This is a genomic window from Arsukibacterium sp. UBA5043 (assembly GCA_002415085.1).
In the GTDB taxonomy this organism is placed as follows: domain Bacteria; phylum Pseudomonadota; class Gammaproteobacteria; order Enterobacterales; family Alteromonadaceae; genus Alishewanella.
Genome location: DIBV01000003.1, coordinates 13,040 through 31,687 on the forward strand (window position 1 = coordinate 13,040; position 18,648 = coordinate 31,687).

The 18,648-nt window shown below is 50.3% G+C and carries 16 protein-coding genes; 11 read left to right on the forward strand and 5 right to left on the reverse strand.

Annotation, left to right across the window (positions count from 1 at the left end; all coding sequences use genetic code 11):
* On the forward strand, positions 1-786 hold the full coding sequence (locus tag B2Q61_RS02975; RefSeq protein ID WP_290621307.1) for a general secretion pathway protein GspB: 786 nt from the start codon (positions 1-3) through the stop codon (positions 784-786).
* Positions 787-821: 35 nt separating this feature from the next.
* Here the strand turns inward: B2Q61_RS02975 and B2Q61_RS02980 are convergent, their stop codons facing one another.
* Positions 822-1,964 (reverse strand): HD-GYP domain-containing protein, encoded by a 1,143-nt coding sequence (locus tag B2Q61_RS02980; protein WP_290621308.1) that lies wholly within the window; start codon positions 1,962-1,964, stop codon positions 822-824.
* Positions 1,965-2,233: 269 nt separating this feature from the next.
* Here B2Q61_RS02980 and B2Q61_RS02985 point away from each other — a divergent pair, with 269 nt between their 5' ends.
* Complete coding sequence (locus B2Q61_RS02985) at positions 2,234-2,731, forward strand: winged helix-turn-helix transcriptional regulator (RefSeq protein ID WP_290621309.1); 498 nt, start codon at positions 2,234-2,236, stop codon at positions 2,729-2,731.
* Positions 2,732-2,740: 9 nt separating this feature from the next.
* On the opposite strand, the gene B2Q61_RS02990 is transcribed toward B2Q61_RS02985, so the two are convergent.
* Complete coding sequence (locus B2Q61_RS02990; protein ID WP_290621310.1) at positions 2,741-3,358, reverse strand: TIGR04211 family SH3 domain-containing protein; 618 nt, start codon at positions 3,356-3,358, stop codon at positions 2,741-2,743.
* A 142-nt stretch (positions 3,359-3,500) separates the two neighbouring features.
* On the opposite strand from B2Q61_RS02990, the gene B2Q61_RS02995 reads away from it, so the two are divergent.
* Complete coding sequence (locus B2Q61_RS02995; RefSeq protein ID WP_290621311.1) at positions 3,501-4,448, forward strand: inorganic triphosphatase; 948 nt, start codon at positions 3,501-3,503, stop codon at positions 4,446-4,448.
* A complete protein-coding gene (gene glnE, locus B2Q61_RS03000) occupies positions 4,445-7,240 on the forward strand; it encodes a bifunctional [glutamate--ammonia ligase]-adenylyl-L-tyrosine phosphorylase/[glutamate--ammonia-ligase] adenylyltransferase (protein ID WP_290621312.1) in 2,796 nt (931 codons plus the stop codon). The genes B2Q61_RS02995 and glnE overlap by 4 nt, the downstream gene beginning before the upstream one ends.
* Before the next feature lie 36 nt (positions 7,241-7,276).
* On the opposite strand, the gene B2Q61_RS03005 is transcribed toward glnE, so the two are convergent.
* The 3 genes from B2Q61_RS03005 to tolC form a co-directional block, all read right to left on the reverse strand.
* Positions 7,277-7,849, reverse strand: coding sequence for a TcpQ domain-containing protein (locus B2Q61_RS03005; RefSeq protein WP_290621313.1), 573 nt, complete (start codon positions 7,847-7,849; stop codon positions 7,277-7,279).
* A 2-nt stretch (positions 7,850-7,851) separates the two neighbouring features.
* Positions 7,852-8,811 (reverse strand): LpxL/LpxP family Kdo(2)-lipid IV(A) lauroyl/palmitoleoyl acyltransferase, encoded by a 960-nt coding sequence (gene lpxL, locus B2Q61_RS03010; RefSeq protein ID WP_290621314.1) that lies wholly within the window; start codon positions 8,809-8,811, stop codon positions 7,852-7,854.
* Positions 8,812-8,920: 109 nt separating this feature from the next.
* On the reverse strand, positions 8,921-10,279 hold the full coding sequence (tolC, locus tag B2Q61_RS03015) for an outer membrane channel protein TolC (protein WP_290621315.1): 1,359 nt from the start codon (positions 10,277-10,279) through the stop codon (positions 8,921-8,923).
* A gap of 116 nt (positions 10,280-10,395) precedes the next feature.
* Here tolC and B2Q61_RS03020 point away from each other — a divergent pair, with 116 nt between their 5' ends.
* The 7 genes from B2Q61_RS03020 to parC are packed head-to-tail and all read left to right on the forward strand — an operon-like array spanning position 10,396 to position 18,606.
* Complete coding sequence (locus B2Q61_RS03020) at positions 10,396-11,043, forward strand: NUDIX domain-containing protein (protein ID WP_290621316.1); 648 nt, start codon at positions 10,396-10,398, stop codon at positions 11,041-11,043.
* The gene (locus tag B2Q61_RS03025) at positions 11,030-11,488 is read left to right on the forward strand and encodes a DUF1249 domain-containing protein (protein ID WP_290621317.1); all 459 of its coding nucleotides are present in this window, start codon (positions 11,030-11,032) and stop codon (positions 11,486-11,488) included. The genes B2Q61_RS03020 and B2Q61_RS03025 overlap by 14 nt, the downstream gene beginning before the upstream one ends.
* Positions 11,488-12,255 (forward strand): metallophosphoesterase, encoded by a 768-nt coding sequence (locus tag B2Q61_RS03030; protein WP_290621318.1) that lies wholly within the window; start codon positions 11,488-11,490, stop codon positions 12,253-12,255. The genes B2Q61_RS03025 and B2Q61_RS03030 overlap by 1 nt, the downstream gene beginning before the upstream one ends.
* A gap of 25 nt (positions 12,256-12,280) precedes the next feature.
* Positions 12,281-12,883: a YqiA/YcfP family alpha/beta fold hydrolase gene (locus tag B2Q61_RS03035; protein ID WP_290621319.1), complete on the forward strand. Its 603-nt coding sequence runs from the start codon at positions 12,281-12,283 to the stop codon at positions 12,881-12,883.
* A 19-nt stretch (positions 12,884-12,902) separates the two neighbouring features.
* Positions 12,903-14,795, forward strand: coding sequence for a DNA topoisomerase IV subunit B (parE, locus tag B2Q61_RS03040; RefSeq protein ID WP_290621320.1), 1,893 nt, complete (start codon positions 12,903-12,905; stop codon positions 14,793-14,795).
* A gap of 51 nt (positions 14,796-14,846) precedes the next feature.
* Entirely contained in the window at positions 14,847-16,238 is a 1,392-nt protein-coding gene (locus B2Q61_RS03045; protein WP_290621530.1) for a hypothetical protein, read from the forward strand.
* A gap of 58 nt (positions 16,239-16,296) precedes the next feature.
* Complete coding sequence (parC, locus tag B2Q61_RS03050) at positions 16,297-18,606, forward strand: DNA topoisomerase IV subunit A (RefSeq protein ID WP_290621321.1); 2,310 nt, start codon at positions 16,297-16,299, stop codon at positions 18,604-18,606.
* Positions 18,607-18,648 lie beyond the last annotated feature (42 nt).

Sequence of the window (18,648 nt, forward strand, 5' to 3'; positions counted from 1 at the left end):
TTGTCTATTTTAATGGATGCACTGAAACAACAGGTAGAGCCACAAGCGCCGAAGACAGCGCCGCAAGCTGCTAATGGCTGGCGTAATCTGGCGTTGCTACTTGGTTTTTGTCTGGCGCTGCTGCTGGGTTTCGCCCTGGCCAGCTGGTGGCAAAACGTGAAGCCAGCTGAGTCAATAGTAATCTCTGTGCAACCTCAGCCGGTAGAACCTGAACTTGCTAGCAGTGCCAGTATAGTGGCTGCGCTGGTAAGCGCAGAACAAGAGCTTGCGTTGAACAATGCATCAGACGTGGTGGCTACACAGCAACAGCCCGAGCTGGAACAGTTGCCACCAGAGCAGCGCGTTGTCAGCGTTACCGCGCCCACAGCAGACTCCGGCCCCACGACCAGGCAGGCTGAGCCGTCAGGTATTGAACCAGCCGCATCGGCAGCGCTGCCTGAGGTAGAAGTATCAGATGAACTGCGCCAGCGCTTTGCTTCGGCCATGGCTGCAAGTGAAGCTAACTTACGACCGCCCCGGCCGGCGCTTCGCGGACCAGGCGCACCCGCTAAGGATATCAGTGAACTGGCACCGCAGTTACAGCGACAAATCCCGTCACTGCGTTTTGAAGCCCATGTCTATGCAACGCAGAGCCCTCAGCGCTGGGTTAAGGTTAATGGTAAGAGTTTACAGGAAGGACAATGGGTAACGGCGGATATCCGCTTAAAAGAAATTACTCCTCAGTTTGTGTTGCTGGAAATGGGCAGCGAGTTATTTAGTATGCCAGCGCTTACTGACTTCAACTAAATTACTTACCGACAATGTAATGATAAGTGGCTTAGTTATAAATAGTTACGCACATCCAGGCCATATTTTTTTAAATCAACGCAGCCTTCAATATGTTCTTCCTGCTGACGGGATAAATCCATAATTTTCGGAATAATGTGGTGTTGATGAACACTGTGATAAAACAATTTTACTTTGGGTTGGGTAGGCTTTTTCGGATTGTTTTCCAGTACCAGGGCTAACTTGCCGGTGGTCAGTTTTACCACGGTGCCTGGTGGATACACGCCAATACATTTAATAAACAACTGCAGTAATTCGGTATCCAGCTGCAATGGCGTCAGGCTCAGCAAATAACGCGACGCGGCTAACGGGCTTTGATTACTATTGGCCGGGTTAGTCAGTTTTTCGTACTGATTCACAATCGCCAGCATCTGACTACCTTTGGCAATCTGGTTACCTTTGATCGACGGGGAGCCACTACCATCGAGAAACGCACAGTGCTGACTGATCCAAAGCGACACCTGGCCTGCTAAGTCTTTATTGCGTTGTAGTGCCGCCAGGCTGGTGCCGATAGCAGCCGCGTCGGGTTGATGGATCAACTCTGGTTTCAGCGCTTTACCGACATCATGCAGCAACGCCGCAGTAATTAGGGTTTTACTGCGATCGATGGGCAGATTGATAAATTTAGCGTAGGCGGCAATATAAATGGCGCAATTAATACTGTGCTGCAACAAACTATCACTTTGCTCGGCAATCCGGGTTAAACATAACAAAACATCCTGATTACGACTTACCGAGTCAGATAAACCAGCACTAACCTCATGTACCATTGATAAGTCGATAGGTTGCTGATTGCGGGTTGCATCCAGTACCAGTTGTTGCACGCGCTGGCTTTGTAACAGGACTTTTTCGGCCCGCGGCCACTCGTCAGCAAATAAATGGCGTACCACAGGCGCATCGGGTTCTGCGGTGTCAGCTGATGTTTTTTCGGCGGGCGTTACGGCAGGTTGTTCTGTTACTAAAAAGCGGCTGGGGTCAACCAGTACAGTAAGCACCCCTTTGCTCTGCAATTGGGCAATAGCCTGCGGACTGCGGACCCAGCCGGCATGCTTAACGATAATATCACCGCGTTGTTCAACCACTTCAACAACATAGCTGCCAGGCTGCAGCTCAGTGACAGAGACTTTTTGATATGCCATCCAATTGCCAGCTTAAACCTATGCCAAAATAAAACGTTGATTATACGCTAAATCTCTTAACCTGACGTTAACGCGTCGACTAACAGCGGTGTTCCTGCGGTTAAGCGGGATAGTTCAGCGGTGTGTAATTTATTACACCTAAGCATAGCAAAAGTTAGCAGTTTAGTAGTTTTTGTTTGTGAACCGCTATCCGCCAGCCAGACAGGTTATTTTTAATAATGATCAGTATATAATCGGCTAATGAGTACTCTAGCCTGATAGCCATTATCATGACGTTACCGTTAAAACCGAAAAGTCTCGATCGGATAGATCTGAATATTCTGGACACCCTGCAAAAAGAAGGGCGGATTGCTAATGTGGATTTGGCAAAAAAAGTGAATTTAAGTGCCAGCCCCTGTATCGATCGGGTGAAAAGACTTGAAAAAGCCGGCTACATAGAGGGGTACGGCGCTCGGTTAAATGCCGCTATGCTGGGGTTTGGTACCACCGTGTTTATAGAAATCACGCTGGATAACACCACCAGCGCAGTATTTGACCGTTTCAAGGATGAAGTTCTGAAAGTACCGCACGTGGTCGAATGCCATATGGTAGCAGGGGGTTTTGATTATTTACTGAAACTACGGCTACCGAATATGGATGCATACCGGATTATTCTGGAGCAAATTGTGGATTTACCCGGCGTAGTAAAAAACCATACCTATGTGGTGATTGAACAGGTTAAACGGGACACCGGGCTGCCGCTGAAAGCGAACGACAGCCTCGGGTAAATAGCCGCTTTACATCCAGCGTTCACTGTCGCGCCGTTTAGGCCATAGTGCCGGAAGCACTAAACCAAAAATCAGGCCAATTAATAAAATAGCTGAACCGATAACCATCGGGTTTTGCCAGATACTGGTTTGAGTAGCTTCCAGTTGCGTCTTAAGTTGCTCGTACGAACGGTTGCCCTGAGCTAACTGCTCCAGGGCTTTCTCTCGTTCAACAATCGCGCTGTTTAGCTGGCTACTTAACTCATTTCGCTCTTGCTCTAATTGCTGGATCTGGTCGCGCTGGCTGTTAAAGCTTTCGGTCAGCGTCTCCAACTGCGTCACCAGACCCGGCGTGTAGCTGACATATTCTTTGGGTAACCAGCCGGTTTTATTGTCTTCATAGCGTATTTGCGCATAGCCGCTGTCAGTGTCTTCACTGAGGTAGGTTACCGGCTGGCCTGCATTGATAGTGCCGACAATCCGGTATTGATTGCCCGGGCCAGAGTGCAAATAAACAAACAACGCATCGCTGATAAACGCTTCTTTTTCAATACTTTCTTGCTGGGCTGCTACAGGCAGGCTGACGACCATCAATAATATTGGCAGGAAAAATATCCGGGAAACAGAGCTGCGAAATAATCTAAACATAGGTATCCTAACTAATTGTAAGCAATGATTACGCTTGAGCTGGGCTTAGCACGATACCCGGATGATAGGGAGTTGTCAGCAAATTGACAAGTGTAAAAGTTGGCTGAACAGGCCAGGGCCTGATAACAGAGGAAAGCCTGAGATGAGTATGGAGCTGGAATTAAAGTTTTTACTGGCGGTAGCCGACAGCCAAAAGCTGCCCACGCTACTGACCTCGTTTGGCACGCTGACTGAAAATGGTCCGGCGACGCTACTCAATGCATACTTTGATACGCCGGACAATTGGTTTCGCCGTCACGATATCGGGCTGCGCACCCGTCAGAAAAACGGCAGTTTTGAACAGACCATCAAACTGGCCGGGCAGCAACATGGTGCATTGCAAGCCCGGCCCGAATTTAATCTGCCCGCTACTGGAATCGTACCTCAACTGGCAGCGTTTCCGGCTGAAATCTGGCCAGAGAATACCGATTTAAATATGTTGCAACAGCAGCTTACTGAGGTTTTTCGCACCGACTTTATCCGCCAAAGTTGGCAGCTGACCGCTGATGAAACCGTGATCGATGTGGTTTTCGATAACGGAGAAGTGATGGCTGGCGACAAGTCAGAAGCCATAGCCGAACTCGAACTGGAGCTGCTCAATGGAAGCGTCAATCCGCTTTTTACCCTGGCAGAGTACCTTATTGACCAGTTACCGCTGCGCACGGGCTGGCTGAGCAAAGCCGCCCGGGGCTATCTGCTGGCTGAAAAACAACAACTGAGCCAACCAGTACCAGATCAGCAGGGATTAATCGCCAACCTGAAGGCATTGCAATGCACCGAAGCGCTGTTTTACCGAAGCTCGACCTCGTCGCCAGAGCAGCAAGGCTTTTTGGCTATGCCTGAACAAGCTGCTTATTTTTTGTTAGCCCTGAGTGAAGAGCTGACAACATTGCAATATGACAACTACAGCGCACAAGCGAAGCTGCTGGCCAGCCAGTTGCACCAAGGTGTGCTGGTGTTTGAACACGCCGCCTACAACCGACTGCTGCTGGCCCTGGCAGCATTACTGTTACAACCCGCTGTCGTAACACAGGGTGTACAGCCGTCATGACGCAGACCAATAATTACTGGCAGGAAGCGTTTGAGCAACTGCAGGGTACAAGGCTTGCCACTGGCCGTCAGCAACAACTCATAACCTTGCTAAAAGCCAGCCTGTTTTTAGGCCGAACGCTTTGCCAGCAGCCAGAATTACTGCAGCTGGTGCTGGATAAAAGCATGCTGGTGCAAGCCATCAGTCAACCCTGGCTCGATCCTCTGAGCGGCATTGAGCTGACTGATGAGGCTGCCGTATTCAGTAGTTTAAGACGATACCGGAACCGGGCACTGGCATTGTTGCTAACGGCTGATATTTATCAGTTGCAAAATACAGAACAGGGGCTGGCCCGGGTATCATCGCTGGCAGATTGTTTAATTAATAGTGCTTACCAGTGGGCGTATCAGCTGCAACAACAGCAAAATGGCACCCCCTATGATGAGCATGACAAGCCAATGCCGATGCTGATATTGGGCATGGGCAAACTGGGTGGCGCAGAGCTTAACTTCTCCTCTGATATCGACCTTATTTTTACCTACCCAGGCCATGGTGAAACGCGCGGCGGCCGCCGCGCGCTTGAGCACCAACAGTTTTTTACCAAAGTCGGCCAGAAACTGATAGCGGCGCTACATCAGGCGACAGCCGATGGATTTGTCTACCGGGTAGATATGCGGTTACGGCCCTTTGGTGACAGTGGTCCTCTGGTGCTGAGTTTTGCGGCATTAGAAGATTATTATCAGGAACAGGGCCGCGATTGGGAACGTTATGCGTTATTAAAGGCGCGGGTGCTAAACCCTGATCAGCAACATGCTGCAGAATTACAGCAACTGCTAAAGCCGTTTATTTACCGGCGATATATCGATTTTTCGGCGATTGAATCGCTACGACGGATGAAACAGCTGATTGAGCAGGAAAACCGGCGCCGTAACCGGGTAGACAACATAAAGCTGGGCGCTGGCGGTATCCGTGAAGTAGAGTTTGTGGTTCAGACGTTGCAATTAATTCGTGGCGGGCGTATACCGCAGCTGCAGCAACAAAGCTTGCTAAAAGCCCTGCAAGGGCTGGTTGAGCACGAGATGTTAACGCCGGATCAGGCAGCAGAATTAAAGACTGACTACTTATTTTTGCGCCGGGTTGAGCAGGCACTGCAGGGGATAGACGATAAGCAAACTCAAACTCTGCCAGCAGATACCAATGGCAGAGCCCAGTTACTGGCATCCCTGAATATCGCGGACTGGGATACGCTACATCAGCAGATTGCGGATGCCATGGCCAGGGTGCATCATCAGTTTAAGCTGGTTATTGATCACGAAGAAAGCCCGGAGCAGCAAGAACTTGGGGTGGGGCGTTTGTTATGGGGTAGCCAGTTACCAGCCACCGATTTGGCTGAACAGCTGGACTGGTTGGATACGGCTGCCGCTATCACGTTGATCACCGATTTACAGGCCTTTCGGCAGGATTGTCAGAAACGAAGTGTCGGCCCGCGTGGTCATGAGTTTCTCAGTAAATTAATTCCTATTTTATTACACTTAATTCAGACAGAGCAGGCTGACAGCCTGGTGCTTGGCCGGGTGCTGGGGGTCTTCCGGCAAATTATGACCCGCACCGCTTACCTTGAACTGTTGTATGAGAATCCACCAGCATTGCAGCAGCTGGTAAAATTATGCACCCAAAGCGGCTGGTTGGCTGAGCAATTGGCACGTTACCCAATGTTGCTCGATGAGCTGATTGATCCGGAGCAGTTGTATCGGGTGGCTGATAAGACAGATTATCAGGACCGCTTGCGCCAATATTTATTAAGAGTGCCTGAAGATGACTTAGAGCTGCTAATGGAAATATTACGCCAGTATAAGCAAGCTCAGCAATTGCGGATCGCTGCTGCCGATATTAGTGGTGCCCTGCCATTAATGCAGGTAAGTGACCATTTAACCTGGTTAGCCGAAGTCGTGTTAGAACAGGTCGTGGCGCTGGCCTGGCAACAAATGACAGCGCGTTACGGATTACCGGTGGGGGCCAGCGACAATGATCGCGGTTTTGCCGTGGTTGCCTACGGCAAAATGGGCGGGTTTGAGCTGGGCTATGGTTCAGATCTTGATCTGGTGTTTTTGCACCATTGTGACAGCCTGGACAGCACCAGCGGTGATAAGCCGATAGATTCGCGCCAGTTTTATCTGAAATTAGCACAGCGGGTATTGCATCTGGCAACGACACGCACCAACAGCGGGGTGCTATACGAAATTGATACCAGGCTCAGACCCTCAGGTAACTCCGGATTGCTGGCTATTCATATCGATACTTATTTTCAATATTTACAGGAGGAGGCCTGGACCTGGGAACACCAGGCGTTGGTCAGAACCCGTTTGATCATCGGCTCTGAGCGCATGGCGGCCTGTTTCCGGAAAATACGGGCTGATATTATTCAGCAACAGCGTGACCCGTTGCAATTACGTAATGATGTTACTGCAATGCGCCAAAAACTGCGCAGCCATCATGGTAGTGCCGATGATGATGTAAAATACAGTGCTGGTGGCATTGTAGACCTTGAATTTATAAGTCAGTACCTGGTGCTGGCACATGGTAAAGATTATCCGGCGCTATACCGGTACAGTGATAATATCAGGATCCTTGATGCCGCAGGTGAAGCCGGTTTACTTCGCGCGGACCAGGTTATTGCACTGCAACAGGCTTATCAGTTATTGCGTGGCTGGGGCCACCGGTTGACACTCGCACCAGCCCGGGTGCCCACTGAAAGCAGGCTGGCAGAAGCGAGGAATGCGGTGCATCAGGTATGGCAGATATTATTTCCGTAGCACCGGCTTTGGGCTTAGTCTGGCTAAGTTGCGTTCTCAGCTATTACTGATCGGCTGACAATGCTGCTTCAGATAGGGAGTAAGCCGGTTAGTGATTACTGCCGCACGCTCGTTAGGGCAAAAATAAGTGAGCACCGGTTCGGCAAAGTCCGGTGCTATCGCCTTACCAATACTATATACCGTGCCAAGCAGCGTGGTGTCGGTTTGAAAATACTGCTTTATCACGTAATCACGTGGTAGCGTCCAATACAAGGCGATACCTTCGCGCTGCGCATAATTAGTCAGTGTGGTTTTTAACGTTTCACCGACACGGAAACGACGATCAGTAACCAGCCCCTGCCAATTTGCTTCTGCCGGCAGTACTTCTCTGCCACGTTGTGCCAGATTGCGGCTTAACTGCCCGCTGGTATCGGGCAGCGTAATATGAAAGTCGCTCTGCTGGTTATTGCCAGCCTGATTGCCGCGAATTTTACTGTAAAACTCGCTTAGGCCACGGGCTGCCTGGTTCATGGTTTCTTTTTCAAAAACCAGTTCTGACTTTACAATTAAAAAATAACCGCCAACCACCAGCAACGTCAGAATCAATAAGGTGCGAACCCAGTACCACATTGTTATTGCTCCCTGCCAGCGCCAGCTGTTGCCTCTGGTTTGTATAGTGACGGATCGTCGGATTGCGGCCGGGTTTTAAAGCGGCGATGCAACCACATATATTGTTCAGGATTTTTTAACACAGCTTGCTCAACCCATTGATTAACTGTTGTTACGTCTGCTTTGTCGTCGCCGCTCGGGAAGTTAGTGAAGGCCGGTAGTACCTCGACCTGATAGCCCTGATATCCTGGTAAGCGATAAGTATAGACCGGGATCACCACACAGTTGGCCGCATTAGCAAATAGTAATGTACCGGTGGTGGTAGCTGTTTCTGCTACAGCAAAAAACGGCACAAATTCGGCGCGGTTGCGGCCATAATCCTGATCCGGCAGGTAAAAACACACCTCTTGCTGATTAAGCGCCTGAATTAATCCTTTAACGTCGCGTTTGCCTACCATATATTTGTTAGCACGATTACGGCCATGGTATTGCAGGTAATCCATTAACGAATTATTGTGCGGCCGGTAAAAACCCACACTGGGGTGGGTTAAACCAAATACCCGGCATGCTGCTTCCAGATGTAAAAAATGGGCCGCCAGCAGCAACACACCTTTTCCCTGTGCCAGTGCGGCTTCAACATGCTCGTAGCCTGAAAAGTGGGCCAGTTTCCGAACCCGCCAGTTGGGCCACCACCAGCCAATAATTGTTTCAAAAAGTGCTTTACCTGATTCGGCAAAGTTTGCTTTTAGCAACGCGTGTTGTTCAGTTGCGGGCATCTCTGGAAAACATAACGCAATATTACGGGCCGCGACTTTACGCCTGGAACTCATAAATTTATAAAGCAGGGCGCCGACGCCACTGCCCATAAGCATTAACACCCGGTAGGGTAACCAGCTTATCAGCCACATCAGGGCAACACCCAGCCACAACAGCCAGTATTGAGGAAGTAAAAAACGCCAGCTAAATTGGGGAGCATTAACCACAGTGGCTGTCTCAAAAGTAAGTAATGTGGCTATTGTAACGAAAAAAACCGGTCAGAACAGACCAAACTGGTAAGAGGTTCACCGCAAGTGCGGTGAACCCTAAGTAATATTACTCGACTAACGCCTGATTAATTGCCAGCAAATCTTGTTCAGACAAGTTACCCGCCGCTTGTTTTAGTGACAGAATAGCGATGACATAGTTGTAGCGGGCAGCAGATAAATTGCGGCGGGCTTCAAACAGGTTGCGGGTACTTTGCAACACGTCAACAATGGTGCGGGTGCCCACTTCAAAGCCAGCATCTGTGGCGTTTAAAGCACTGTCGGCAGAAATAACTGCTTGCTCCAGAGCACGGATAGTAGCGATATTGGCGTTAATATCGTTAAATGACACCCGTACCTGACGTACTGCTGTGCGGTAGCTTTGCTCTAAATCCTGACTGGCGGCGACATAGTTGGCGCGGGCTACTTCTGTTGCGGCCACAGTTGCTCCGCCACTATATAACGGTACCCGCAAATTTAAACCAATACTGTTATTATCAAATCGCGGTGGATTACTACTTTGCACCATGCCAGCAAATTTTCTATCTGCCTCACCATCCTCTGTGCCATAGCTTGCTTCGAGGTTCAGAGTGGGGTAGTGACCGGCCTTGGCATTCTCTATATCATTCTGCGCCACTTCCAATGCCAGTTTATTAGCTTTGATATTCAGATTCAGCTCTTCAGCCAAGGCGACCCAGGCATCGGCGGTAGCCGGCGATGGCAGCTGGGTATCAAACTTGTCAGTGTCTAAACTGGCCAGTTCGCTATGGTACTGGCCGGTAATTTCACGCAGCGTTTCGCGGGCCGTTTCCAGTAAGTTCTGGGCGGCAATTTCGCGGGCGACCGCACTGTCAAACTGGGCTTGTGCTTCGTGTACATCAGTAATGGCGGTTAAGCCTACCGCAAAACGTTGCTTGGTTTGCTCTAACTGGCGTTCTATGGCCCGTTTTTCTGCTTCAGCGAAACTTAAACCGTCTACTGCTTCGAGTACGTTAAAATATGCTTGCGACACCCGGACAATAAGAGCCTGAATCTCTGCATCCAGAATGGTCTGGCTTTGCATCGCCAGTTTTTCGGCGGTATTCAGATTTTTCCAGTTGGTCCAGTCAAAAATTGACTGACTCAGGCCAACTTGCGCATTCCAGCCAGTTGATTCTATTTCCAGGTTAACCAGGTCATCACCAATAAAAGCCTGACTTTCTCGCATGCTTTTACTGTATCCCGCGGTTAAATTTACCTGCGGCAGCAAGCGGGCTTTAGACACATCAATCCGCTCTCTGGCTGCATTGCGAACGGCTTCTGCTCGTAGTAGTTGCGGATCTTTCTGGGTGGCCAGCCGATAAACAGTGGTTAAATCTTCTGCTAGGGCGCTAACGCTGAATACGGTTAACGAAGACAAAATTAAAGTACTTAAAAACGATTTTTTCATAATCACCAAGTCCTGGCTTAAAGGAAACTGCACAAATGATAACCTGTTACGGTAAACTAAGTCAGGATTAAACCGTAAAGTTACCGTCAAGAGTGTAACAAAATGTGAGGGCAGACATGTCTGAAGTCAATAACGGCGATTATCCATCATTTGCCGCGCAAGATGTAGAGATAATCGATAAAAGCACGGTTTTTCAGGGTTTTTTTCAGATTGAGCGCTGTCAACTTCGCCATAAGCTTTATGCCGGTGGCTGGAGTAGCCCAATGGTGCGGGAGATATTTGAACGGGGCCATGCGGCCGCTGTGCTACCATACAATCCGCAAACCGATGAGCTGGTATTAATAGAGCAGTTTCGACCCGGTGCCATGATCGAAAACCGCAGCCCCTGGTTGCTGGAAACGATTGCCGGTATGATAGACCACAATCAGACCGGCGAGCAGACTGCCCGGCGAGAAGCATTGGAAGAGGCAGGGCTTGAGCTTGGCAAACTTTGGCCTATGCTTAGTTATTTTTCCAGCCCCGGCGGCAGCACCGAGCGGGTACAGTTGTTTCTTGGCCAGTTAACCGGGCCGGTTGTGCCGGGTATTTATGGGCTTGAGCAGGAGCATGAAGATATCAAAGTGCAGCTGTTACCACGCGTTGATGCCATGCACTTGCTGGCTGAGGGGAAGATTGACAATGCTGCTACGGTAATAGCACTGCAGTGGCTGACTTTACATTTAACCGAGGTGCGCCGCGCCTGGAGTAGTGATGCTGTTGACTAATGCGCGGCAATATCAGCCGCAGTTGCCAGACTTTCTGAGTTTATGCGAGCGAAATTATGCCCGCTTAAACCGCCTGTTACCGCCCAAATTTGCGCCGGGGTCGCAGTGGTCTATTGCCATCAGTTCGCAGCAGCACTATCAGCTTAGCGTGCTGGAATGCGGGCCCTTTACTACCCGGTTGCAAATTGAGTTGTTAAGTACATCCCAGTCAGTATCCGGGATCAGCTTGCTCAGTCCCAGTTTTGATGTCCAGCTTTACCATGATGCCCAGTTGGCCGAAGTGGTGCGGATGGCCCGCCACCGCAAGTTCGCCGCGCGCTACCCATATCCAAACCCGCAGATGATGCAGCCGGACGAAAAGCGGCAGATAAACCTGTTACTGGCAGACTGGCTGAAATTATGTGTGGCACAGGGCTATAATGCGACCACCGTGGACCTTAAGTAATGGCCGTATTGCAGTTAAAGGCCAAAGCGCAGTATCAGATCGTTCAGTTAAGCGATTGTCATTTATTGGCGGATATTGATGGCGAATATCAGGGGGTGAAATCAGGTCGGTATTTACAACAGGTTATTGCGGCCATCGTGGGCAGTCCCTGCCTGCCCGATGCCATAATCCTCAGTGGTGATTTAAGTCAGGATCACAGCCGTGCGTCGTATCAGTTACTGGCGAGGTTACTGGCACCACTGACCTGCCCGGTGCTGGTGTTACCGGGTAATCATGATGATTATGAACAGCTAAGCTGGATAACCGGACAAGCACCGCTGGTTGCTGCCAGCAGCCTGCAACTGGGCAGCTGGCAGTTGCTGCTGCTTGATACCAAAGGCGAGACGCCAGCGGGTTATTTTGATGCTGAGCGCCGCAGACAGCTGGCCAGACAATTTGCCGCCAGCAATGCTGAACACCTCTGGCTGTTCAGTCATCACCACCCTTTGCCTTTGGGTAGCGCTATCGATAAACATGGCTGGCAGGATCCAGAACCTTTCTGGCAGTTGCTGGCGACTGAGCCACGGCTAAAAGGCCTGGCGCATGGTCATTGTCATCATGCTTATGCGAAACAGCATCAACAGATTCAGCTGGTAGGTTGCCCGGCAAGTTCTGTACAATTTTGTCAGGATGATGCCTGGCAGACGCATGATAAAGGTCCGATGTATTGTCATTGGCAGTTTGCAGCCAAGGGTCAGGTAAGCTGGCAGTTTATTACAATAAGTTAGTCCCGCCGAAAACAGGAGACAGCGCTTGACGCTTTATTATTTACACGGTTTTGCCAGCTCATCGCAGTCAGTTAAAGCCGTGCAGGCCCGGCAGTTTTTCGCCAGCCATTATCCGCAGCAGTCCTTTGTTGCCCTGGATTTAGCCTATACCCCAGCGGACGCGATGGCCCAGTTAACAGCTGTAATGAACACAGCGCCGCCCCACGCTATTATTGGCAGTTCGCTCGGTGGCTTTCTGGCCACCGTGATGGCCGAGCGTTATCAGTGCCGGGCCTGTTTAATTAACCCGGCAGTGGCACCGCATCAGGTACTCTCAGAGTATCTGGGGGAATACCACCATCCGGTGCTGCAACAAAAATTTACAGTACAAGCCAGCCACATGGCGGAGCTGGAACAACTGATGCCCGTGCGGTTGCGCCAGCCAGCAAACTATTTAGTACTGTTGCAAAGCGGCGATGAAGTGTTAGATTACCGCAAAGCCGTTAGCTATTATCAGGGCGCCCGGTTGCAGGTGATTAGTGGTGGCGATCACAGTTTTCAAGGTTTTGCCGGATATTTGCCGGCGATTGCCGATTTTTGCCAGCTTAGTACCGCAAGTCACCCCCACGGCCCCATGAGCAGAAAGTAACCAGACAGTGACGAAAACTATGACAGAGCAACTGTATAACGCCGAATCGATTGAAGTATTAACCGGGCTTGAGCCAGTGCAGCGTCGTCCCGGAATGTATACCGATACAACCCGCCCGAACCACCTTGCACAAGAAGTTATTGATAACAGTGTGGATGAAGCACTGGCGGGACATGCAGATCTGGTGCAGGTAATCTTGCATGACGATCAGTCACTGGAGGTCATCGATAATGGCCGGGGCATGCCGGTTGATATTCACCCGGAAGAAGGGGTGTCAGGTGTTGAGCTTATTATGTGCCGCCTGCATGCCGGCGGTAAATTCTCCAATAAAAACTACCAGTTCTCCGGCGGTTTGCACGGGGTAGGCATTTCTGTGGTTAATGCGTTATCAAGCCGGGTAGATGTGAGTATTCGCCGTGATGGTAACGTATACGATATTGCCTTTGAACATGGCAATAAAGTCAGTGAACTGGCCATTAGCGGTACGGTGGGGAAACGTAATACCGGTACCCGGCTGCGCTTCTGGCCGACCCCAAGTTATTTTGACTCTCCAAAATTTTCGGTCAGCCGGCTGTTACATGTTTTAAAAGCCAAAGCGGTGCTGTGTCCGGGTCTAACGGTTAAATTTGATGACAAGGTAAACCAGCAACAATACAGCTGGTGTTATCAGGCAGGGATCCGCGATTACTTGGCTGAAGCTGTCCAAAACTACATTGCGTTGCCTGAGCAACCCTTTGTCGGTAATTTCAGTGGCTCGCAGGAAGCGGTGGAATGGGCCTTACTTTGGCTGCCGGAGGGCGGCGAGCTGGTGACCGAAAGTTATGTTAACTTAATTCCGACGGCCCAGGGCGGTACCCACGTTAATGGTTTACGCCAGGGCTTACTGGAAGCGCTGCGCGAGTTTTGTGAGTTTCGAACCTTATTGCCCCGCGGCATAAAACTGTCGCCGGAAGATGTCTGGGACCGCTGCAGTTATGTGCTCAGCGTCAAAATGCAGGATCCGCAATTTGCCGGTCAGACCAAAGAGCGCTTGTCTTCGCGCCAGTGCGCCGCTTTTGTCTCGGGCATTGTAAAAGATGCCTTTAGCCTGTGGTTAAACGAGCATACCGATATTGCTCTGGCGCTGGCCGATTTTTGTATCAATAACGCTCAGAAGCGATTAAAAGCGGCTAAAAAAGTTATCCGCAAAAAAGTAACCTCGGGCCCGGCCTTACCGGGTAAGTTAACCGATTGCTCCGCCCAGGATCTGAGTCAGACCGAATTATTTTTTGTTGAGGGTGATTCAGCTGGTGGCAGTGCCAAACAGGCCCGCGATAGGGAGTTTCAGGCGGTAATGCCGTTGCGCGGCAAAATACTCAACACCTGGGAGGTTGATTCCGGCCAAATTCTGGCCTCGCAAGAAGTGCATGATATTTCAGTGGCTATTGGCATCGACCCTGACAGTCAGGACTTATCGGGGCTACGCTACGGCAAAATATGTATTCTGGCCGATGCCGACTCTGATGGTTTACACATTGCCACCTTGCTCTGCGCCTTATTTATGCGTCACTTCAGCGCGCTGGTAGCTGCAGGCCACATTTATGTCGCGATGCCGCCGCTGTATCGGATTGATATTGGTAAAGACGTATATTATGCGCTGGATGAGGATGAAAAAAACGGTGTGCTGGACCGGATAGAAGCCGAGAAGAAGCGTGGCAAAGTAAATGTGCAGCGTTTCAAAGGCTTGGGCGAGATGAACCCGCTGCAGCTACGCGAAACGACGATGGACCCTAACACCCGTCGTTTAGTCCAGTTAACCATTGACGATGTTGCTCAGACCATGGAACTGATGGATATGTTACTGGCAAAAAAACGGGCGACCGATCGGCGCGACTGGCTGGAATTAAAAGGTGACCGGGCATTGATTGCCTAGCCAACAGGCGGGTTTGGCCAAACAACTGATTAAGGATGTGAAACTGTTTTGATGAAGATCTGCCACTACTTGTGCGTGCTGTTATCGCTGTGCCTGGCTTTCAGCGTACAGGCTCAGCCCATCCCGGGCTGGCTGCTGCAGCTGGATGACTTGAAACATCAGCAGCCTGAACAAAGTTTGACCATACTTAACGAACACCAGTCCGAGTTTGCCAGTCAGCCCTTGCCGGTTCAAGCTTACTGGTTGCATCAGCAAGCAGCAGTTTACAGTGCGCTGGGTCGTCATCAACAGCAACAGCAGGCCGCCCGTCAGGCGCTTGAATTACTTGCAGATACCCAGTCAGCGTTAAAAGTGGAAGTGTGGTATGAACTGGGCTATGCCCTGGAAATGCAGGTACAATTAGCTGAAGCCCTGACGCATTATCAGCAGGGCACAGCCCTGGCCACCTTGCTGGATGACGAGAAGCTGATTTTACGGGGGCAGATTAATCAGGCCGCTATTTTAAGTGAACAGAATGATGACAAGCAGGCCTTATCATTGCTTAAAACCGTGTATCAACGAGCTGAGTTGCTGCAAGACACGGAAATTCTGGCAGAGGTAAATGCCCAGCTTGGTCTGATGTATTCGTCATTGGCGTTTGAAGAAGATGCGGTGAACTTTTTGCGCCGGGCACTGGTGTTATATCAACAATTAGGCTGGGTTAAAAATGAAATCGCCGTATTGTTTAACCTGGCCCGTACCTACAGTTACCAGCAGAAATATCAGCAGGCGTTGGATCATTTTAACCAAATGCTGCAGCGCAGTTTGAGTGCCGATGACGTTGTTAATCTGTATCACGCTTATCTGGGGCTGGCGATTACCAGCGCCGAAATGAGCCGTACCGAAGCGGCACTGGGGTATATTGAGAAAGCGGAACAATATTTGCCGCGTTTGCAATCGAGCTACCATGTGCAGTCGCATCATTACGAAAAAGCACTAATATATCGAGATTTAGAGCAGACATCGCTGGCTATGCAGCAAGTGATACTGGCGGAACAGGCGGCAGAGCAGCCAGCTGAGCAAGCTGAGCACGTGATATTGGCAATTAAATTGCTGCGGGCCGAGTTACTGGCTCAGCAAGATCAATATCAGAAAGCTTACCTGGTGTTGCAAGAGTTTGTAGATGGTTTTCAGGAGTTGCGTAACAAAGAGAATGAACTGGCGCTGGAGCGGATCCGACTGGAGTTTGATAGCGAGCGACATCAGGTGCGTAGTAACCTGCTCGAAGCGGAAAACGAATTAAAAGCCCTGCGGTTGCAGCAGGTAGAGCGTAAGCGGCAGATTCAGCTGATGTGGCTGGGGATCCTTGGTTGCACCACACTGATTTTGCTTGGTATCGTTTTGTGGCAATTCAGTCGCCGTGCCAGTAAAACCAGGCGAAATAGCAACTCCGTACCTTTGTGATAGCGAATATCATAATTAAATTTGACCACGACTTAGCTAAATAATAACAGGAACCGGCATGACAGAAACGGTGTTATCCCACGACGGTGTAGAGCAGTTACCGCTGCGCCGCTTTACTGAAGAAGCCTACTTAAATTATTCGATGTACGTCATTATGGATCGGGCATTGCCCCATATTGGCGATGGCTTAAAGCCTGTACAGCGACGGATAGTGTATGCCATGTCAGAACTGGGGCTTTCGCATCTGGCTAAATATAAAAAATCAGCCCGAACGGTCGGTGATGTGCTGGGTAAGTTTCATCCGCACGGAGACAGTGCCTGTTATGAAGCCATGGTATTGATGGCGCAACCGTTTTCCTATCGTTATCCGCTGGTGGATGGTCAGGGGAACTGGGGGGCGCCGGATGATCCGAAATCCTTTGCCGCCATGCGTTACACTGAAGCTAAATTATCCCGTTTCAGCGAGGTGTTGCTATCGGAGTTGGGCTCTGGGACTACCGACTGGGCACCCAATTTCGATGGTACCCTGGAAGAGCCAAAAGTGTTGCCGGCGCGCTTGCCGCATATTTTGCTTAACGGTATTACCGGCATCGCCGTTGGCATGGCAACCGATATTCCACCGCATAATGTGCGCGAAGTGGCTAATGCCTGCGCTGCCTTACTGGACAATCCGCAAAGCTCTATTACCGATTTAATGCAGTATGTTCAGGGTCCTGATTACCCGACAGACGCGGAAATTATCAGCTCAGCCAGCGACATTGCGGCGATTTATCAAAGTGGCCGCGGCAGCATTAAAATGCGCGCGGTGTATCAGCTTGAAGATGGCGAAATAGTGCTGACCGCGCTGCCGCACCAAACTTCTGGTGCAAAAATTCTGGAACAAATTGCCGGCCAGATGCAGGCAAAAAAGTTGCCGATGGTCAGTGATCTGCGTGATGAGTCTGATCATGAAAACCCGACCCGCATTGTGATTATGCCGCGTTCAAACCGGGTGGATATCGATCAGCTGATGCAGCATTTATTTGCTACTACCGATTTAGAACGCAGTTACCGGGTTAACTTAAATATTCTGGGGCTGGATCAGCGGCCACGGGTTAAAAATTTGCTGGAAATCCTCAGCGAGTGGCTCAGTTTCCGGCGGGATACGGTTCGCCGGCGCCTGCAATATCGTTTAGACAAAGTACTTGACCGCTTACATGTGTTAGAAGGTTTATTAATCGCCTTTTTAAACATTGATGATGTTATTCGGATTATCCGCACCTTTGATGAGCCCAAACCTGAGCTGATCGCTTTTTTCGGGATTACCGAGCGCCAGGCTGAAGCCATTTTAGAGTTAAAGCTTCGTCATCTGGCAAAACTGGAAGAAATGAAGATCCGCTCCGAGCAGGATGCATTGGCCAAAGAGCGCGACAAGCTGCAAAGTATTTTAGGCTCAGAGAAAAAACTGACTAAACTTATCCGTGATGAATTGCTGGCCGATGCTGAAAAGTATGGCGACGAGCGGCGCAGCCCGCTGGTTACCCGAAGTGAAGCCAAGGCCCTGAGTGAAAAAGAGTTACTCCCTAGTGAGCCGGTTAGCGTGGTGTTATCGGAAAAAGGCTGGGTGCGCTGTGCCAAAGGCCACGATGTGGACGGTAATGCCCTGAGTTATAAAGCCGGTGATGCCTTTAAAGCGATGGCCAGCGGCCGCTCTAATCAGCAGGCAGTGTTTATCGACTCCAGTGGTCGAAGTTATGCCACTGAAGCCCACGAGTTGCCTTCAGCCCGCGGTCAGGGCGAGCCATTAAGCGGCCGCTTTACCATCGTGGCCGGTGAAACAGTTGACCATGTGCTGTTGGGCGATGAGAAACAAGCACTCTTGCTGGCCAGTGATGCCGGCTATGGTTTTGTCGCGGAATATAGTGATTTACTCAGCCGTAATAAAGCTGGTAAAGCGGTGCTCAGTTTACCGGTTGGCGCTAAGGTTCTGCCGCCACTGGTGGTCAGGCATCCCGACACTGATCTGTTGCTGTGTATTTCAAACGAAGGTCGGATGCTGGTATTTCCGGTCAGTGAGTTACCTAAGCTTAGTAAAGGCAAGGGTAATAAACTGATGTCGATACCCACTGCTCGTGCTGCCAGCCGCGAAGAGTATGTCTGTCAGTTGGCAGTAGTACCCGCCGATGGTGGGGTAACGCTGGTCGCAGGTAAGCGCAAACTTACCCTGAAAATGGCTGATTTAGCGCATTATGTAGGCGAGCGCGGCCGACGGGGTAATAAATTACCCCGTGGGTTGCAGCGTATCGATGAGGTGCAGTTGCAGCTGAGCAGTGCGCTAACCCCGACAACCAATGACGCCGGCAGTGATCCAACCAGCAGTGACAGTTAAACCCGCTATACTATGCCCCTTTTCTGCAGAAGGGGCATAAAA